17 protein-coding genes and 3 pseudogenes are annotated in these 15,759 nt (G+C 36.5%); 7 read left to right on the top strand and 13 right to left on the bottom strand.

Annotation, left to right across the window (positions count from 1 at the left end; translation table 11 throughout):
* Positions 1–80: 80 nt before the first annotated feature.
* The 4 genes and pseudogenes from AU387_RS20500 to AU387_RS08645 all read left to right on the top strand — a co-directional run.
* Positions 81–271, top strand: a pseudogene (locus AU387_RS20500) (DUF2634 domain-containing protein); the annotation flags it as partial.
* Positions 258–914: pseudogene (locus AU387_RS21980) on the top strand (phage portal protein); the annotation flags it as partial. The pseudogenes AU387_RS20500 and AU387_RS21980, both read left to right, overlap by 14 nt.
* 45 nt (positions 915–959) lie before the next feature.
* Positions 960–1,382 carry a phage holin family protein gene (locus tag AU387_RS08650; RefSeq protein WP_059335471.1) on the top strand — a complete coding sequence of 141 codons (423 nt, stop codon included), beginning with the start codon at positions 960–962 and terminating at the stop codon, positions 1,380–1,382.
* A 44-nt stretch (positions 1,383–1,426) separates the two neighbouring features.
* Positions 1,427–2,245, top strand: coding sequence for a peptidoglycan recognition protein family protein (locus AU387_RS08645; RefSeq protein ID WP_059335470.1), 819 nt, complete (start codon positions 1,427–1,429; stop codon positions 2,243–2,245).
* 36 nt (positions 2,246–2,281) lie between these two features.
* On the opposite strand, the gene AU387_RS08640 is transcribed toward AU387_RS08645, so the two are convergent.
* The 9 genes from AU387_RS08640 to AU387_RS08605 form a co-directional block, all read right to left on the bottom strand.
* A complete protein-coding gene (locus tag AU387_RS08640) occupies positions 2,282–2,569 on the bottom strand; it encodes a hypothetical protein (RefSeq protein ID WP_059335469.1) in 288 nt (95 codons plus the stop codon).
* 141 nt (positions 2,570–2,710) lie between these two features.
* The gene (gene cdiI / locus AU387_RS21975) at positions 2,711–2,947 is read right to left on the bottom strand and encodes a ribonuclease toxin immunity protein CdiI (protein ID WP_232460805.1); all 237 of its coding nucleotides are present in this window, start codon (positions 2,945–2,947) and stop codon (positions 2,711–2,713) included.
* A 323-nt stretch (positions 2,948–3,270) separates the two neighbouring features.
* Positions 3,271–3,723, bottom strand: a complete 453-nt coding sequence (locus AU387_RS08635; RefSeq protein WP_059335468.1) for an SMI1/KNR4 family protein — start codon at positions 3,721–3,723, stop codon at positions 3,271–3,273.
* Between the two features lie 99 nt (positions 3,724–3,822).
* Positions 3,823–4,263 (bottom strand): SMI1/KNR4 family protein, encoded by a 441-nt coding sequence (locus tag AU387_RS08630; protein ID WP_059335467.1) that lies wholly within the window; start codon positions 4,261–4,263, stop codon positions 3,823–3,825.
* A gap of 9 nt (positions 4,264–4,272) precedes the next feature.
* Positions 4,273–4,665, bottom strand: coding sequence for an immunity 50 family protein (locus tag AU387_RS08625; RefSeq protein ID WP_014477420.1), 393 nt, complete (start codon positions 4,663–4,665; stop codon positions 4,273–4,275).
* Between the two features lie 20 nt (positions 4,666–4,685).
* On the bottom strand, positions 4,686–6,296 hold the full coding sequence (locus tag AU387_RS08620) for a T7SS effector LXG polymorphic toxin (RefSeq protein ID WP_059335466.1): 1,611 nt from the start codon (positions 6,294–6,296) through the stop codon (positions 4,686–4,688).
* A gap of 115 nt (positions 6,297–6,411) precedes the next feature.
* The gene (locus AU387_RS22365) at positions 6,412–6,825 is read right to left on the bottom strand and encodes a CDI toxin immunity protein (RefSeq protein WP_059335465.1); all 414 of its coding nucleotides are present in this window, start codon (positions 6,823–6,825) and stop codon (positions 6,412–6,414) included.
* A 100-nt stretch (positions 6,826–6,925) separates the two neighbouring features.
* Positions 6,926–7,060 (bottom strand): phosphatase RapE inhibitor PhrE, encoded by a 135-nt coding sequence (phrE, locus tag AU387_RS08610; protein ID WP_014114495.1) that lies wholly within the window; start codon positions 7,058–7,060, stop codon positions 6,926–6,928.
* A gap of 204 nt (positions 7,061–7,264) precedes the next feature.
* On the bottom strand, positions 7,265–7,939 hold the full coding sequence (locus tag AU387_RS08605) for a TraX family protein (RefSeq protein ID WP_082687866.1): 675 nt from the start codon (positions 7,937–7,939) through the stop codon (positions 7,265–7,267).
* An 855-nt stretch (positions 7,940–8,794) separates the two neighbouring features.
* Between AU387_RS08605 and AU387_RS08600 the strand changes: the two genes are divergently transcribed.
* Entirely contained in the window at positions 8,795–9,922 is a 1,128-nt protein-coding gene (locus AU387_RS08600) for a Rap family tetratricopeptide repeat protein (RefSeq protein ID WP_059335463.1), read from the top strand.
* 480 nt (positions 9,923–10,402) lie between these two features.
* Here AU387_RS08600 and AU387_RS08595 read toward each other — a convergent pair whose 3' ends face one another.
* Both AU387_RS08595 and murI read right to left on the bottom strand, forming a co-directional pair.
* Positions 10,403–11,410, bottom strand: coding sequence for an NADPH:quinone oxidoreductase family protein (locus AU387_RS08595; protein WP_059335462.1), 1,008 nt, complete (start codon positions 11,408–11,410; stop codon positions 10,403–10,405).
* Entirely contained in the window at positions 11,391–12,194 is an 804-nt protein-coding gene (gene murI / locus AU387_RS08590) for a glutamate racemase (RefSeq protein ID WP_059335461.1), read from the bottom strand. Before murI ends, AU387_RS08595 begins: the two co-directional genes overlap by 20 nt.
* Positions 12,195–12,410: 216 nt before the next feature.
* On the opposite strand from murI, the pseudogene AU387_RS21970 reads away from it, so the two are divergent.
* Positions 12,411–13,013, top strand: a pseudogene (locus AU387_RS21970) (molybdopterin-dependent oxidoreductase); the annotation flags it as partial.
* Positions 12,996–13,454, top strand: a complete 459-nt coding sequence (locus tag AU387_RS21965) for a molybdopterin-binding protein (protein ID WP_241495293.1) — start codon at positions 12,996–12,998, stop codon at positions 13,452–13,454. The pseudogene AU387_RS21970 and the gene AU387_RS21965, both read left to right, overlap by 18 nt.
* A gap of 88 nt (positions 13,455–13,542) precedes the next feature.
* Here AU387_RS21965 and AU387_RS08580 read toward each other — a convergent pair whose 3' ends face one another.
* Together AU387_RS08580 and gltR are read right to left on the bottom strand one after the other, a co-directional pair.
* Complete coding sequence (locus AU387_RS08580; protein WP_059335459.1) at positions 13,543–14,586, bottom strand: nitronate monooxygenase; 1,044 nt, start codon at positions 14,584–14,586, stop codon at positions 13,543–13,545.
* A 100-nt stretch (positions 14,587–14,686) separates the two neighbouring features.
* On the bottom strand, positions 14,687–15,568 hold the full coding sequence (gltR, locus tag AU387_RS08575) for a glutamate biosynthesis transcriptional regulator GltR (RefSeq protein ID WP_059335458.1): 882 nt from the start codon (positions 15,566–15,568) through the stop codon (positions 14,687–14,689).
* Between the last annotated feature and the right edge of the window lie 191 nt (positions 15,569–15,759).

Below are 15,759 nucleotides of genomic sequence, written 5' to 3'. Positions count from 1 at the left end.
TAAAACCGCTCTTTAGGAGCGGTTTTTATTATGGTTCATTCAATCAATAAATGGAAAAACGTTATAGGAGTGTTTATTTCATGACCCTTTCCCCAGAAATTGAATTTGATGATATTGAAGATGACAGCGAAGTCATAGAGACCTCACCTACAAAATAGATTTTGAAAATGGCCGTATCACAAATGAAATCATCACAGGCCTTGAAGCGATCAAGCAGTTTGTATATTTATCCCTTCATACTGAGCGATATGCATATTGGTACCTTATTCATTGAAGAAAGTAACGATATGAATTCATGGACCACAGTCTCTTCATTGGTCGTTAAAGCAAAAGCGCTTGGCGAACTGAATGGATTCACTTAACTAAACGCTATTTCCGTTTCAGATACGTAAATGGTAACCTACAGCAATCTGAATTTTTACTATACCAGTCACTAGGCGCCGGTGAAGAGGATATAAACATTAACCACACTGTTCCTATTACAGCAGTTGCTCTGTTCTCAGTCCAGTTAGATAAAAGCGGGTTAACTAATGATGGTCGTTTAAAAGTTCAAACTGAAGGCTTGAACCTTAACTCATTAGACACTCAAGCAAAAACAATGGATGTTGTCTTTCACGATAAAACAGAAACCATAGGTGAGGGTAACCCATTCACCGTTGGATCATTCAAAACGTTACTCATTGAATTTTATGGGACGGCTGAGACAAGTGAATTGAAGTTCTGGGGTTAAATCCTTATCGGGAACAAAAAGAGCCTTGAGAGGGCCAAAAGTGGATGACGGAACATTTGCCACTAGCACAAAAGGAAAATCTGAAGCCTGATCTTTTGACATTACCGGTTTTAAAGAAATTGTTATGGAGCTTACATCTTTAACAAATGGAAACTTTTCAGTTAGAGGGACGGCCGTCTCATAAGATCCGGCTGTCCTTTTTTATTTGCCTCGGAGGAGGTGATTAGAAATGGAGGAGACAAGTTTGTTTATCAATTTTGAAACATTAGATTTAGCAAGAGTATATTTATTTGGAGGGGTGAAGTACCTTGATTTACTTCTAGTACTTAGCATAGTTGACGTTTTAACAGGAGTAATTAAGGCATGGAAATTCAAAAAACTGCGAAGCCGGAGCGCATGGTTTGGATATGTCCGCAAACTGCTTAATTTCTTTGCGGTCATTTTTGCAAATGTTATTGATACAGTCCTCAATTTAAACGGCGTCCTAACCTTTGGTACCGTTCTTTTTTATATCGCTAATGAAGGTTTGTCAATAACTGAAAACTTAGCACAGATTGGTGTTAAAATACCATCATCAATAACAGATCGATTACAAACAATTGAGAACGAAAAAGAACAGAGTAAGAATAACGCAGACAAAGCTGCTGGCTAAGCCAGTGGCTTTTTTTATTACACAGACGGAGGGAGAGAGGATATATGGCCATTAAAGTTGTAAAGAATCTAGTCTCCAAATCAAAGTATGGATTGAAATGTCCAAACCCCATGACGGCGGAATACATTACCATCCATAACACTGCGAATGATGCTTCAGCAGCCAATGAGATTTCTTACATGAAGAATAACTCTAGCTCAACGAGTTTTCACTTTGCGGTAGACGATAAACAGGTCATTCAAGGCATTCCAACAAATCGTAACGCTTGGCACACAGGAGATGGAACAAACGGTACAGGGAATCGTAAGTCGATTGGTGTCGAGATTTGTTATAGCAAGTCAGGAGGGGCACGATATAAGGCAGCGGAAAAACTCGCTATTAAGTTTGTAGCTCAACTACTTAAAGAACGCGGATGGGGTGTTGATCGAGTCCGCAAGCACCAATACTGGAACGGTAAGTATTGTCCGCATCGTATTTTGTCAGAGGGAAGATGGAATCAAGTTAAGGCTGCCATTGAAAAAGAATTAAAGTCGCTAGGTGGGAAAATAAGTACAAGCAAAACAAGTACAGCTAAAAAGAAAACAACAAGCTCAAGTAGCAAGAAAACGTCATATACGCTGCCTTCTGGCATCTATAAAGTGACAAGCCCGATGCGAAAAGGAGACGACGTAAGGCAAATTCAAAAAGCACTGGCTGCACTATACTTCTACCCGGATAAAGGAGCTAAGAATAATGGAATTGACGGTGTGTATGGCCCAAAAACAGCAGATGCAATTAGACGATTCCAGTTAATGCATGGCCTTTCTGCTGATGGAATTTATGGACCTAAGACTAGAGAGAAAATTGAAGCGTTAATGAAATAAAAAAGGCTCTCTTTTCAAGAGGCCTTTTTTATAAAATTAATCCTCAATATTTTCGATTACCTGTCTAACCATCTCATGTATTTGGTCAAACTGCCATTCTATATCACCTATTACTAAATGTAACTGTAGTAATTCTGAAGTTAGTTTTTCTTTATCTTCAATTTGACTTAAGTTAGCTAAAATTTTATTCATTCTTGCATCTATTTGCGGAAGTTCTTTAATATTTTCCTCTTCTTCTAAAAGTTCTTCTGTTGAAATTAATGTACTATTATATTTTTCATTTAATTCTTTTAAAGCATTTAAGATTTTTTCGATGTTTTTCATTTTTTATATCACCAATACCATCCTTGAACTTCACTTCACAATTAGGGTATGTTTGGATAATACTCTCTTACAATACCCAATGTTGCTTTTTTACAAAAACAGCTATCAAAAATGATTGGAGAATAAGACACTTATTTCACTTTATATTTTTCCTTTTATTTTTTGTAAATATCTTTGTACTACTTCAGCCTCTTCATTGTGTTTTTCAACATAAAAATCGCAGACTATCTGCAAATAATTACACAACTCGCCAAACGTGATAATATCATGCCAATTATCATCTATTCCATAATAGAATAAAACCTTATCTTCTCCAAAGTAGCCCTCATCGCTTTCGTCGAACTCATCTGAGTAAACACCAATTGTATCCCTTCTTATTACATCCTCTTTAAAGAAACCATCTAAAACTTTTATAAAGTCGAAATATCTAAAGCGAATTTAGCTAGGACAGTAATAACAAAACTTTTATTTAGTCCATTCTTTTTAAATCTGTCTACTAATAATTGATAATCTTTTTGAGGATTTTCTATAAAGTATCACTCCATTTTAAATGATCTGAAATAAATAGTTAATTAACTCTTTATTTTTTATCCATTAGATTTCACACCGAATTAATTAATCATATATAGCCTATATAACAAGAAGAGCTTTCCACCTTTTAATACTTTCTCCTCAAAAAGAAGGGGAAAGGCTTTATCCGTTTATCCCTCGTATAGTTTATTAATCAACTCTGTAAATGAATCACAAACATAGCTAATGGAACTTTCCTTATCTTCATAAGCGATCTCATGATCCCAAAAAACAATTACGGGTTCTTGAGAAGACATTCTGTAATCAAAACAAAAGAGGTTTCCCCCTGCATCTGTAGCAAAAGGTATGATCTTATCAACTAACCGGTCTTTAACATTATCAATTGTACTAAGGAGATCAATTGGCCGAGTAGGATCTCCTATGCTCAGTAAATTGTTGATTGATTCTCGAGAATCTTGTAATAAAACAACCTTTTTATCTATAGGGGAACATCCATTATGGTCTTTAATGAATTCTTTGTAATCTGTAGGGAACTTGATTTTTAATTTCTCTTCTACCTCTTTGATCTGACTGTTTGTCGCCTCTTGAAAGGTGCTTCGTTTTCTCCATTTAATACTTTGCATTGTTTAACCTCCTACTTGTTATATACCAAGCAAAGTCATCCCTTGTATTAAATAAAAAGAGCCTTTCTCCTCAAAAAGAAGGGGAAAGGTCTTATCCGTTTATTCCTCGTATAGTTTATTAACCAACTCTGTAAATGAATCACATATATGACTCAAAGCTTTATCAGGATCTTCATATGCAATCTCGTGATCCCAGAAAACTACGGACGGATTCTCTTTATTCAGACGATAATCGAAGCAGATTTCGTTACCGAAAGGATCACAAGCAAAAGGAACTATCCCAGGAAGCATTCTTCCATCCTGATAATCTTCTAAGACCTCTAGAATAAAGCTTGAACTATCCTCAGTTAGACCATGTAATCTATTAAAAACAGCACCTTTTGTATTTTTAAAGTCAAATATCTTTTTACTTGGGCGCGCCCCATGGTTGTTTAATATAGTTGTAACGTAGTCGCTAGGGAACTTAATATCTAATGCCTTTTCGATTTTTTTAACAGTTGTTTCCCCAATAGGTTTTTCGGCAAATCTCCACTCTGTCATATTGTCCAGTTAAGAGATCCCCAATAAACCTGGAGTGATGTTTTCGATTCTGGCCCAATCAAAAAGACATTCGAGTTGCATCTGATTATTGCACTTTATTTTTAATGAGCCATTACCATTAAGTTCACTAATTTCAAATTGATCAACAATATTATTTGTTCCTAAATTTTTTATCAGTAAATCCTGAACGCCTATAAAAGACATTTCTACATAAACAACATCCCACTTTCCCCAGCGTTTAGGTTTATTCTCAACAACTTCTTTTGTCATAAGACGCACAAATAAGCAGGGGCCATCTCTATTTAATTCAACATTCATTAATTCCGCGTCAGTAAAATTGGGCATACTCCCAAATATATTGATAATAGCTTGAGGATTCATGAATTTTTCTTCATTAATCATTTTAATGCTCCTTATTTCAATTATTTTCTGTTTCTTCTATCAAAGTAGTAATGGTCTTCCATACCATCTACTTTACCATTTCGTGTATTGTTTTCAGGTCTAACATTGTGATGGGAAGGTTGATTTCCAATGCCGCCCTCACCAAAATCATGGCCATGTGAGTGATCTTGTATTACAATTTTTTTGCCATTAATTTCGTAGGTTAATTCTCGAGTCATCACAGGTTGTTTTTTCTCATTAAGTATCCTATTACCGTTGCTGTCCGTTAGAGGAACCATTTTTTGACTAGCGGGTTGTTGCGTTCTGGGGATATTTAACTGTCGTTTGATTTCTCTTAGACTAGCACTTCTGGATTCATGATAATTTTTATTTGAGCCACTTGCAATGCCGCTGGTGGATTTAGACTTCGCATTTAGTTTCCCACTTACCCCATGGACTCCAAACGGAACAAAAGCAGACAAGGCTAAATTAATACTATTTTGTCTTTGTTCATCAGAAACTTTATTTCCGAGCATGTCATGTCCTGTTATAGCCTCACTAAAACCATTTGCAGAAGCAAGTCCATAAAGTCCTTTGCTGGAGTTTTGAAGAGCATGGAATGTCTTAGGTGTTTTGTATACATCGAGAGCTTTGTCTGCTCTATATAATGCTTTACTTGTTGAATAAACAGCTTTTCCACCTTTAGCTAATTTACCTGCCCATCCTACGATAGGGATGTATCCTGCCGCAGCCATTGCACCGGCAGCGACCCGTTGTCCAGCAGTTAGCTTTTCGCCGGTAACAGGATCAACCCCATCAGCGGCTCTTTTATAATCATAATATCCAGAGACCTCTCCTGTAAAATTACAAACAGCATCCCAAGACTTTTCATACCATGGTCTGTTCGCCAGTTCTTCTTGTTCTTTTGCAATTCTTCTTTGTTCCGCCTGTTGGTCCTTAAAAGAGATGTAGTCTGTTGATTGTTTCTTTACATCCTCAGTCATCTTGTGAATCTCACTGTCTCTATAAGCCTTCGCATTATAGTGAATAGGAGAGGCGCTTTTGCCTTTTGCTGTCGCATTTATTAAAGCTTGATAATCAGCTTGAATCATTTGTTCATTTGCTTCTGATAGTCCGTATTCTGAAGTTAAATTTTCGTCAACTTCATCCATTTTCTCAATGGCTTCTTTACGTTTCTTTTCGGCAGACGAAAGTTCATCTTTAAAAGTTTCTGTCGAGAACAGATCCAAGGGCAGTATATCGTTGATATCATTTAATATATCTTTCATGGCCTTTTTCTGTTCAGACATGATGGAGTTTGATTTGGTGTAGGCGTTAGCAAGCTCATGCGCTAAAAAGGTTTCTTCTATGTAGGCATCTGATAAGTTGGCATCTTCTAAGAAACCAGGAATACTCGTTAAGAAAGAAATTTTCATCTCAATTAAATCAATCCATTGGTCAGCAATGCCAGCTTGATCTTCATAAAATGATTTGATGTTATTAGCACCTTTGCCTGAAAACTCGCTATCATCTAAATCTGCAACAGCTTTGAACGCTTTCTTTAATTTGACCATTTTACTTTTTAAATCTTTGTATTCCTTTGCTCGCTTTTCAGCCTCGGAGAGCAAGGTTTTGGCTTCAAATACTTTCATGATCATATCCTTTCATTTAATCGTCATAACAAAATATTACCATGGAAGAATGATGAAACTAACTGTTATGTGGATCAAAGGGTGGAAATGAATCATTCGATCTGTGCTATTTTACCTATTTACTAATCGTTTCAATGAAAGGGGGCTTTCCAATTGTAACATCGCCATCATGAAAAAATTCGATAATGTAGCCAGATTCACTAAACATAAAAGTATCTGATCCAACGGCAGTTACATCATCAATTACGTTTAATGCATGCTCAATGCTGGTTTTTAATGCTGGCTGTTCTCCATAACCCCAAAGGATGATAATGTTTCTATCTTTAAAATGGTGTTTAGCTAGCCAATCGTAAATCTCTTCCTCGTAATCTATAAATTGGTGACAACAAACTTCTTCCCACTTGATTCGTCCCCAAGATGTAAAGGGAAAACTGTTTGAAAGCAGTTCATAATATTTTGCCGTTAATTCTTCTGATAAGATTTCTTTGTTTTTTCCTAGAGCTTCTAAGCATTCATCAAATAAGTCCAAAATGTTCACCTCAAAAGCTTTATGTATGTTCAGTATTAGAAATAAGAAAAAGCCGTTATGCAACGGCTAAAGGGAATTAGAACTAATGTTGTTTATCGAATCAAACAAGGAATTCATGAGTAGGTGCGAGAGTTACATTCCGGGATGCTTCCTTCATTTCGCCATTAGACATAGATCCGAAAAAGGCAAGTCCAATTAAAACGGCGGATAAACTGATAAACAATTTAGATTTCATACATGCATTCCCCTTTCGATATTTGCTTTTTGTATATACACTATTTTTTGGGAGGGTAGATCTGTAGCCGCTACCGCTTTAAATCCCGGATCTGTCCAGCTATCCCGCTGACCAATTCGTAAGATTCGATAGGTGGTCCTATTGTTGTTCGGCCTGCGCATATCATGCTACATGAAAACAATTTCAGAATGTTTGTGAATAGTATTATACTATAAATAATTCTTTAATGAGGATTATCACAGTAAGGTGCAACGAATAAAATACGTAAAAAGCCCATTTCATAAAAGTACTTGAGTAACCTTTTTTACCGTTATACAGGAGAAAGAACGGGAAAGCGAAAACCATCATCCATTGATAGTCATATAGAAACAACTGGTTAAACAAGTCCAGTGCACCTAAATTGGTCAGTAAGAAGAACAAGCTGAACAAGATATAAGTAATAATCTTCAGGCCTTTCTTTTCTCTTAAGAAGTAGAATATGAGTACCATCCCCAGACCGTATAGGGATGCTTCGGTGAATAACATAAGTATACCAATAACAATAGCTGCAATCGTACTCAATGCGTATTTTTTCGTCCGTTTACCATAATCCAAGACTGTTAGCAGCACTATACCGCATCCTAAGGATAAGAAAATGTTATTTGGTATTTTAAGTATATAATCTAATGCAACCATTATAATCGCAAAACCAAATAACCGAATAATATATTTTTTCCGATTTCTCGTATAAATAAATCCTTCAACAATCATAAAGAAAAATATAGGTGCCGCTAATTTTCCAACGTATCCGAACCATATGGGATATTTGGGGATATAAGTATAAACGTGGTCAAATACCATAAAAATGATGGCTAATAATTTTAAAACAAATGAATTCATAATTTACTCCTTTAGAAAATTTTTAAGTTTCATATGTTATTTCCTGCTAAGAGCGGCGAAAATTCATCTTAATCCTTCAGAGCTTGTAAAACTGTTTTTTTATTCGGCCCATAAGTCAAAACGAATTTCCCTCTACTTTCTGGCACAGTATGCACAGTATAAAATAAAGGACTCACAAAAAAAATAGAGAAAGATTACGCTAAGCTTTCAGTTTTGTAATCTTTCTCTGTTTATATTCCTAATTTTCGACGTTCTATACCTAGAACTTCTTGATCAATGGGCACTTAACAATCCATGACACATAGCCGCGCGAAATCCCAAGGCTCCTTCATTCTTCTCTTTCTCAAATCAAGGCCGAATGGACCGAAGATGGCTTCTTCGTTTTCCGATTTGAGGACATCAATTGGCGATATATCATTCTCTTCTTTATCGTGTCTAATCAAAATCATAAAGGGAAAGGCCTATTCCATTAAAGGTGAAGTAGTTTGGTTTTAGCTGCAAGTTTGGCTCGGTTTAGTGTTCGTTATATCGGTGATTAAAAAAGGTAAAGGAAATGTTCTAACATGAAAAGTATGAAGTACATATTGTTTTTTCTGGTCTCTTTAGTTTTACAAGCTATTTTGTTTTTTGGAATAAAAAGAGATTCGGGGATTACTATACTCGACATGTTAGTTATGTCCTTGTTATTCAGTTTATTTATGTTTTTAATTGATAGAGTCCTTACAAAAAAGCAGGCATAATGCCTGCTTTTTTATTATGAACGAACCGAAGAAAATGTTTGCGGTTTTTTTGCGGTCCGAACACTTTTTAGAAATGTTAGAATATTACATAAAAAGACATAAAAGGAGGGGTCCTGTGAATCCGGTTTTATCATCGTCAGAAGTTGGCGTAAAGATCAATGAATGGTATAAAATGATACGTCAATTTAGTGTCCCGGATGCAGAGATTTTAAAGGCAGAGGTGGAGCAAGAAATCCAACGGATGGAGGAAGATGAGTATTTACTCATTTACTTCTCCCTAATGAAATTCCGTCATCAGCTCATGTTAGATTATTTGGAACCCGTAACTACACGTATAAGACCAACTATTGAGGAACTTCTTGAGAAAATTGAGACTTCAAATAAAGGCATATCTGGCCTGTTGTCGTATTATTCTCTGTTTTTCAGAGGGATGTACGAGTTTGATAAGAAGCAATACATGAAAGCTATCTACTATTATAGAGAAGCCGAAAAGCAGCTTATATATGTCCCTGATGAGATCGAAAGGGCAGAGTTTCATTTTAAGTTAGCTGAAGCATATTATGGTATGAAGCAAAGTCATGTGTCTATGCATCACGTTAAACAAGCATTGGATATTTATAATCAATATGAACTTTATAAGGTGCGAAAAGTTCAATGTATGTTTGTTATCTCAGGAAATTATATTGATTTTAAACGTTATGAAAAAAGTCAGCCGCATCTTGAAAAGGCATTAGAGTTATCTAAGGAATTGAATAACAAAAGGTTGATCAGTTCTGCACTATATAATTTAGGCACAAATTTTGCTGACAGTGGCGATTACGAGCAAGCAGAAGTATTCTTGAAGCAAGCTGTGGAGATTACAGAAAAAGAAAAGCTCACAAACTTGCCACATTCATTATTTTCTTATGCAAAAATCCTTTTCAAACTAGGAAAAATGAATGAAGCTATCCAAGTAAGTAAGAAAGGTTTGTCAGCAGCTATTTATCAAGGTGATGAGCTTTTCGCTAAATTACAGGGTTATTTAAAAGCTCTTTACGTTGATGCGGTGGATCAACATGGAGTTAATCAAACCATAGAATACTTAGAGAAGAATAAGAACTATTCTTATGTTGAAGACATTGCCTGTGAGACCGCAGCTGCTTATGCAAACTCAAAAGAATTTGAAACATCTTATGTTTATCATCAGAAAATGGTTGAAACTCAAACACAAATTCAAAGGGGAGAATGCCTGTATGACTTTTAAAAAGAGGTTAAGCATTATCCTGGGTTTGTCATTTGTTTTAGTATGTGGTTTTGGTACCGACTTCACAGAGAACCAAACTCAAAACACATTTCATATTGCTTCAGATCGTCTTCAAACTTGATGATACTACCCTAAACCTCCTTCATAAATGGAGGTTTTTTTATTTGATATCAACAGAAACAATTGAATCAAATGCTACATAAATAGTATCCCCTTTTAAATCCTTGAGCATAACCTTATTTTTGGGAGAGAAAAAGGCAATAGGGCACCGCAATTTAAATTTTCGGTGAGAACGCAATAACTTTTTTGGTTTTCATGGAAAATCTCTCAAGGGGGAGTGGTTTGGGGATTAGCTCATTAAAAAATTCACTTCACTTCATAGATGAAGACAGTGTTCAAATGGTGGTTTCAAACTTGCCGTAGATCGAGTTGGTGCAAAAGAAAAGAAGTGGGCTTTTTAATCCCACTTCTTAGTTCATATTAATCGCATTCTACCAAATTTACAATAATTCTTCCTCTTGCTTCGCCTCTCAGTAAGGTAGGAAGAACATCTGGTAATTGATCAAGTGTTACTTCATTCTGAACGAATTTTTCTAAATTTGCTGGTTTAAGTTCACTGGCTAGGCGTTGCCACGTTTTTTGTCTAGTTTCCATTGGACAATAAACAGAATCTATTCCTAACAAATTCACTCCGCGTAGTATGAACGGAAATACTGTGGTTGGCAGCGTTGTACCGGCTGTTAACCCACTAACAGCCACTGAACCTCCGTACTGAATTTGGCTAAGTATTGATGCTAGAGGTTCTCCGCCTACAGGATCGACAGCAGCTGCCCATTTTTGTTTTTGCAATGGTTTTAAGGTACCGTTATATACTTCATTCCGATGAATGACAGTTTTAGCGCCCAGTTCTCTCAGATAACTGCTTTCTTTTTCTTTCCCTGTACTTGCTTCAACATGATAGCCGCCTGCTGAGAGCATAGACACAGCAAAACTACCGACTCCGCCTGTCGCTCCTGTAACAAGTACCTTACCCTTTTTAGGTGTAACATGGTTTTCTTCAAGGCGCTGTACGGATAATGCTGCAGTAAAGCCAGCAGTACCAATAATCATCGCATCTTTTAAAGTAAGACCCTCAGGAAGGGGGACGATCCAATCAGCAGGAATACGAGCGTATTCACTATAGCCTCCAAAATGGGAAACACCTATTTCGTAGCTAGTAGCAATTACTTTGTCTCCTACTTTGAAACGGTCATCTTCTGAAGAAACGACCACTCCAGATAAATCAATACCAGGAACAAATGGATAGGTTGATACAATTTTCCCTTCAGGAATGGCAGCAAGACTATCTTTATAATTTACACTGGAATAACAAACACGAATTAATACTTCTCCCTTTTGTAAGTCAGAAGAAGTTAACTGTTGGACATTTACTGAAAAATTATGATTTGCATTGTTTATAACCAGAGCCTTAAATTCCATGGCCAACATGACTCCTTTGATTTCCATCTAATATTTCAAACAAATTTTTATACTTTGATATGATTTCTTGGTCCTCGATTTTATGACCAGAACGATAAAAGGTGATTGAACCCGATCCTTCACCAAGCTGGTTATGATCTGCAAGAATTTTCTTCAACTGTCTTGCAGTACCGATACTGCCTGAAATAATATCAACATTTATACCAAACAATTTTTCAAAACTTTTTTTAAAAAACGGAAAATGAGTACAACCTAACACAACGGTCCCGTATTGTTTTAAATCAAAAGAAGACAGCTCGTTCGTTAGATATTTAATGACCTTGTATTCACTAAAATCAAAGTTCTCAGCAAATTCAACTAGTCCTGGAAGAGCTAAGCAATCAACAAGTTCATGGTGATCAATTTCTTTGACTAGATTATGAAATTTCTCTTCTTTAAGCGTCAAGTTAGTAGCAACTACGAGAACTCTTTTTCTTTCGTCTTCACAGTTTTTTACAGCGGGCTTAACAGCAGGTTCGATTCCGATTATCGGAAAATCGAAATTTTTCCGAAGATCCTCTATCGCAATGCTAGTAGCTGTATTACATGCAATAACGAGAGCTTTGATATTTTGACTGGCCATAAATTCAACTGCATTAAAAATATATTCTCTAACTTCTATCTTTGATTTTTCACCGTATGGAACGTTTAAAGTGTCTGCATAAAAAATGTAATCTTCATAAGGAAGAACTTTTATGGCCTCATATAATACAGACATTCCACCTATTCCGGAATCAAAAAATCCTATTTTCATAACTTTTCACGCTTTCTATCTCATTCTTTTTTTATCATATGACTTCCTATCATCTTAATCAAACGAAAAAGAACCATTTTAATATTCGAATTTAATATGGGAGATATCTATTTTTCGAATAGGATAGTTTTAATTCAATATGTTACCTTAGAGCAAAGCTTGAGAAGGGAGAGATAGGGTGGAAATGTTTAATAGTAAAAATGTTGGTGGTGTAATATGGTGAAGTCATCAAAATCGAATCAACCAATGAAGTTTTCGGGTTTTGGGCTCATTCAGAATCAAGATAAAGACAGCCTTTCGAGAAAAATTACTAGGGAAGGGGATTTATTCAAAGTATGGCATCTTGGTATTCCTGATATTAATAATCGTGAATGGATGCTAAGTATCAACGGAATGGTTGATAGACCGAATCAATTCAGTTTGGAAGATTTAAAAGCATTTCCACAAACATCTGTAATGGCGTTTCATGAGTGTGCAGGAAATCCCCTTAATCCAAAAGTGCCGCAACGGAGAGTTGGAAACGTTGTTTGGAAAGGAATCAGACTCACAGATGTATTAAGTGTGGTAGGTGTAAAAGAAGAGGCGTGCTATGTTATCTCAAAAGGTATTGATCAAGGAGTTTACAACCAAGAATACTATTCAGAATACGAGAAAGATCTCCCCCTAGCAAAGGCGTTAGATCCAAATGTATTAATAGCTTTGGAAATTAACAATGAGCCGTTAACTGTAGAGAGAGGAGGTCCTGTTCGACTTGTTGTTCCCGGCTATTATGGAACTAATTCCACAAAATGGCTGACTCATTTGACTGTTTCAGACTCCCGAAGCAACAGTGCTTTCACTACCAAATATTATGTTGACCGGGAAGTAGTAGATGGACAACTAAAAGAGTCACCGGTATGGACTGTTAGTCCAAACAGTATTATTGTACATCCGCAGAATGGACAATTGGTTGAACTTGAAGAGATTGATATTTTCGGTTGGACATGGGCAGAAAATCCAATTGTATCAGTTGAAGTATCTACTGATGGAGGAGAGAATTGGAAAGAAGCCAAGGTTGAAGGCCGTATGAGTGTAGAGTGGCAGAAATTCTCTTTCCGTTGGCGCCCGAAATCTGTAGGTGAATATTTAATAGTTGTGAGAGCGATTGACTCTTTAGGAAATAGTCAGCCTTTAACTTCAAGACGCAACCAAGTGTCTAGGGCAATGATCTTCGTTCAAAATTCTTTGGATGAGGAAAATCTACATCCTAATATCGACTAGGTTTAACGATTCAGAGTGCGAAATCACGAAGAAAAAGCAAACTACATATCGAAGTTTGCTTTTTTTGCTATATCAACAATGAAATGCATTATATTTTTATATCTTCATGACAAAGCTTATTTAAAAGCTGCTTAACCGACATTTCCTCAGTCAATGATCTTATTCCTTGCCCTGCCCACAAAGACATCTGATCATGGTTATTTTGAAGTGAAGCCTGCTGTCTCATTGCCTTCGTTAGTGTATTTTGATAAGGATACGGAAGGGTTTGTGTTTCAAACTGTTCTTTTTCTTCCATCCATTTATTTACGATTCCTCTGGCCTCTTTACCTGAAAATAATTTTGTAAGCTTTGTATCTGCTTCGTTTGCTTCTCGTATTTTCTGTTTATGCACTGGATGTGCGTTACTTTCGTGACAAATTAAAAAGGCAGACCCAATTTGAACGCCTTGGGCTCCAAGGGTTAAAGCTGCTTTTACTCCTCTATGGTCTATAATTCCCCCAGCAGCTATGACAGGTACACTCAATGCATCTGCTGCTTGTGGAATCAGAGCCATTAAACCTATGGCAGATTCACCTTTGGAAGGTAAGAACGCTCCACGATGTCCACCGGCTTCACTTCCTTGAAGGACTACTATATCCATTCCCCGTTCTTCCATTAACAATGCTTCTTCTACTGTTGAAGCGGTTCCAATTAAACAGCAACCAGAAGTTTTTAGTTCCTTTACAGCGTCTTCCGGCGGCAGATCAAAAGTGAATGAGCAAGCCTTTACCTTGTATCTTAAAATCATATCAATTTTTTGATAGAAGTCATCCCACTCTTCTTGTACAGATGTGAATTGATTTACTTGATTAGCTAACGGTATGTTTTTTTTCCACGAGTCTATTTGATCTTCTGACGGCATTTCTAGACCTAACGGAACAAACACATTCACTTGAAAAGGAGCGTCTGTCAGCTCATACATTTCTTTCAGTTGTTGCTCTAGTAATTCTGGCGTAAGATATCCCGATGCTAAACTGCCGAGAGCACCTTGATTCGAAACGGCAGATGCCAGTCGCGGCTTTGTAATACCGCCAGCCATTGGAGCTTGAATAATTGGTTTTGTTAAGGAAAACCTCTTCATAAATTTATTCATACCGAATCCCCCCGTTAAGACATGAATTTTGAAAAAAGATTATTTTCAATTTTAGTCAAAGACTCGTATTCGCTTAAATATATCGTTTTCCTTCTTTTTGTCAATTCATGTTTTTCTGAAAATGATCCCTCATATTCGTTAAAAAAGCAGATAAAGCAGGTGTAATTAAAGTGTCCTTTCGCCTAATAAACATAGTTGTTACTAAAGAATACTTGTCAGAGATCGTATGGCTGCGGATGCGGCCTTGTTTTTCATGCGCGGCAATAATTGAACGAGGCAGCAGTGAAATACCCAAGCCGGCGCTAACACAGCCAATAATTGCTTCAAGTATGCCAAATTCCATTAATTTTACAGGCAATAAACCTTCTTCTTGCAGGATATGATTGAGCTTTGCTCTGTAAGAACACCCTTCACGGAATACCAGCATGGTTTGTGTTTGAACATCATGGATGGTAGAAATATTAGGGTGTGAAGCACTCGTAACCAGAACCATCTCTTCTTCCAATACTTTTTCTTGAACTAAATCAGGATGTTCAATAGGTCCTGAAATAAAAGCACCGTTTAGCTCATAGTGTAAAACAGCTTGTATTTGTTGTTCCGTAGGACCGGTTACTAGGTTTAAATCAACATTTGGATAGAGTTTATTATAATGTGCAAGGAGTTGAGGAAGCCAGACTGCAGCCGTTGTTTCCATTGATCCTATACGCAGAGGTCCAGAAGGGGCGGATGATTTGCCCATGGCTGCTCTAGCCTCTTCAACAGTATTTAGAATTTTTTCTGAGTAAGAAACAAGAATTTGCCCAGGGGGAGTAAGTGTGATTCCTCTACTATGGCGGTAGAATAATGTTGTCTGTAAATCGGTTTCTAGTTGTTGTATCTTATTCGTTACGTTCGATTGAGCATAATTTAAAGTCTGAGCTGCCTTAGAAATACTGCCTTCACGAGCAGTAGTAAGAAAAACCTGTAACAATTGAATATTCATGTAGTCCTCCATAGTTGGTATCTGTTTTTGAGATGTCTCACATCTTAATTTTGAATTATATATGATAGGAGAACTTCATGTAAACTAAAGCTTAGAAAGAATAAATGATTTCCTGAGTGAGTCATACAGATAAGGGTTATTCCATTCAAGAGTAAAAAAATCGACATGACACACCCTAATATAAGGAAAAT

Origin of the sequence: Bacillus halotolerans (genome assembly GCF_001517105.1) — a bacterium.
Classification (GTDB): Bacteria; Bacillota; Bacilli; order Bacillales; family Bacillaceae; genus Bacillus; species Bacillus halotolerans.
The sequence above is the reverse complement of the archived record's forward strand: the minus strand, read 5'-3'. Positions and strand labels throughout refer to the sequence as shown.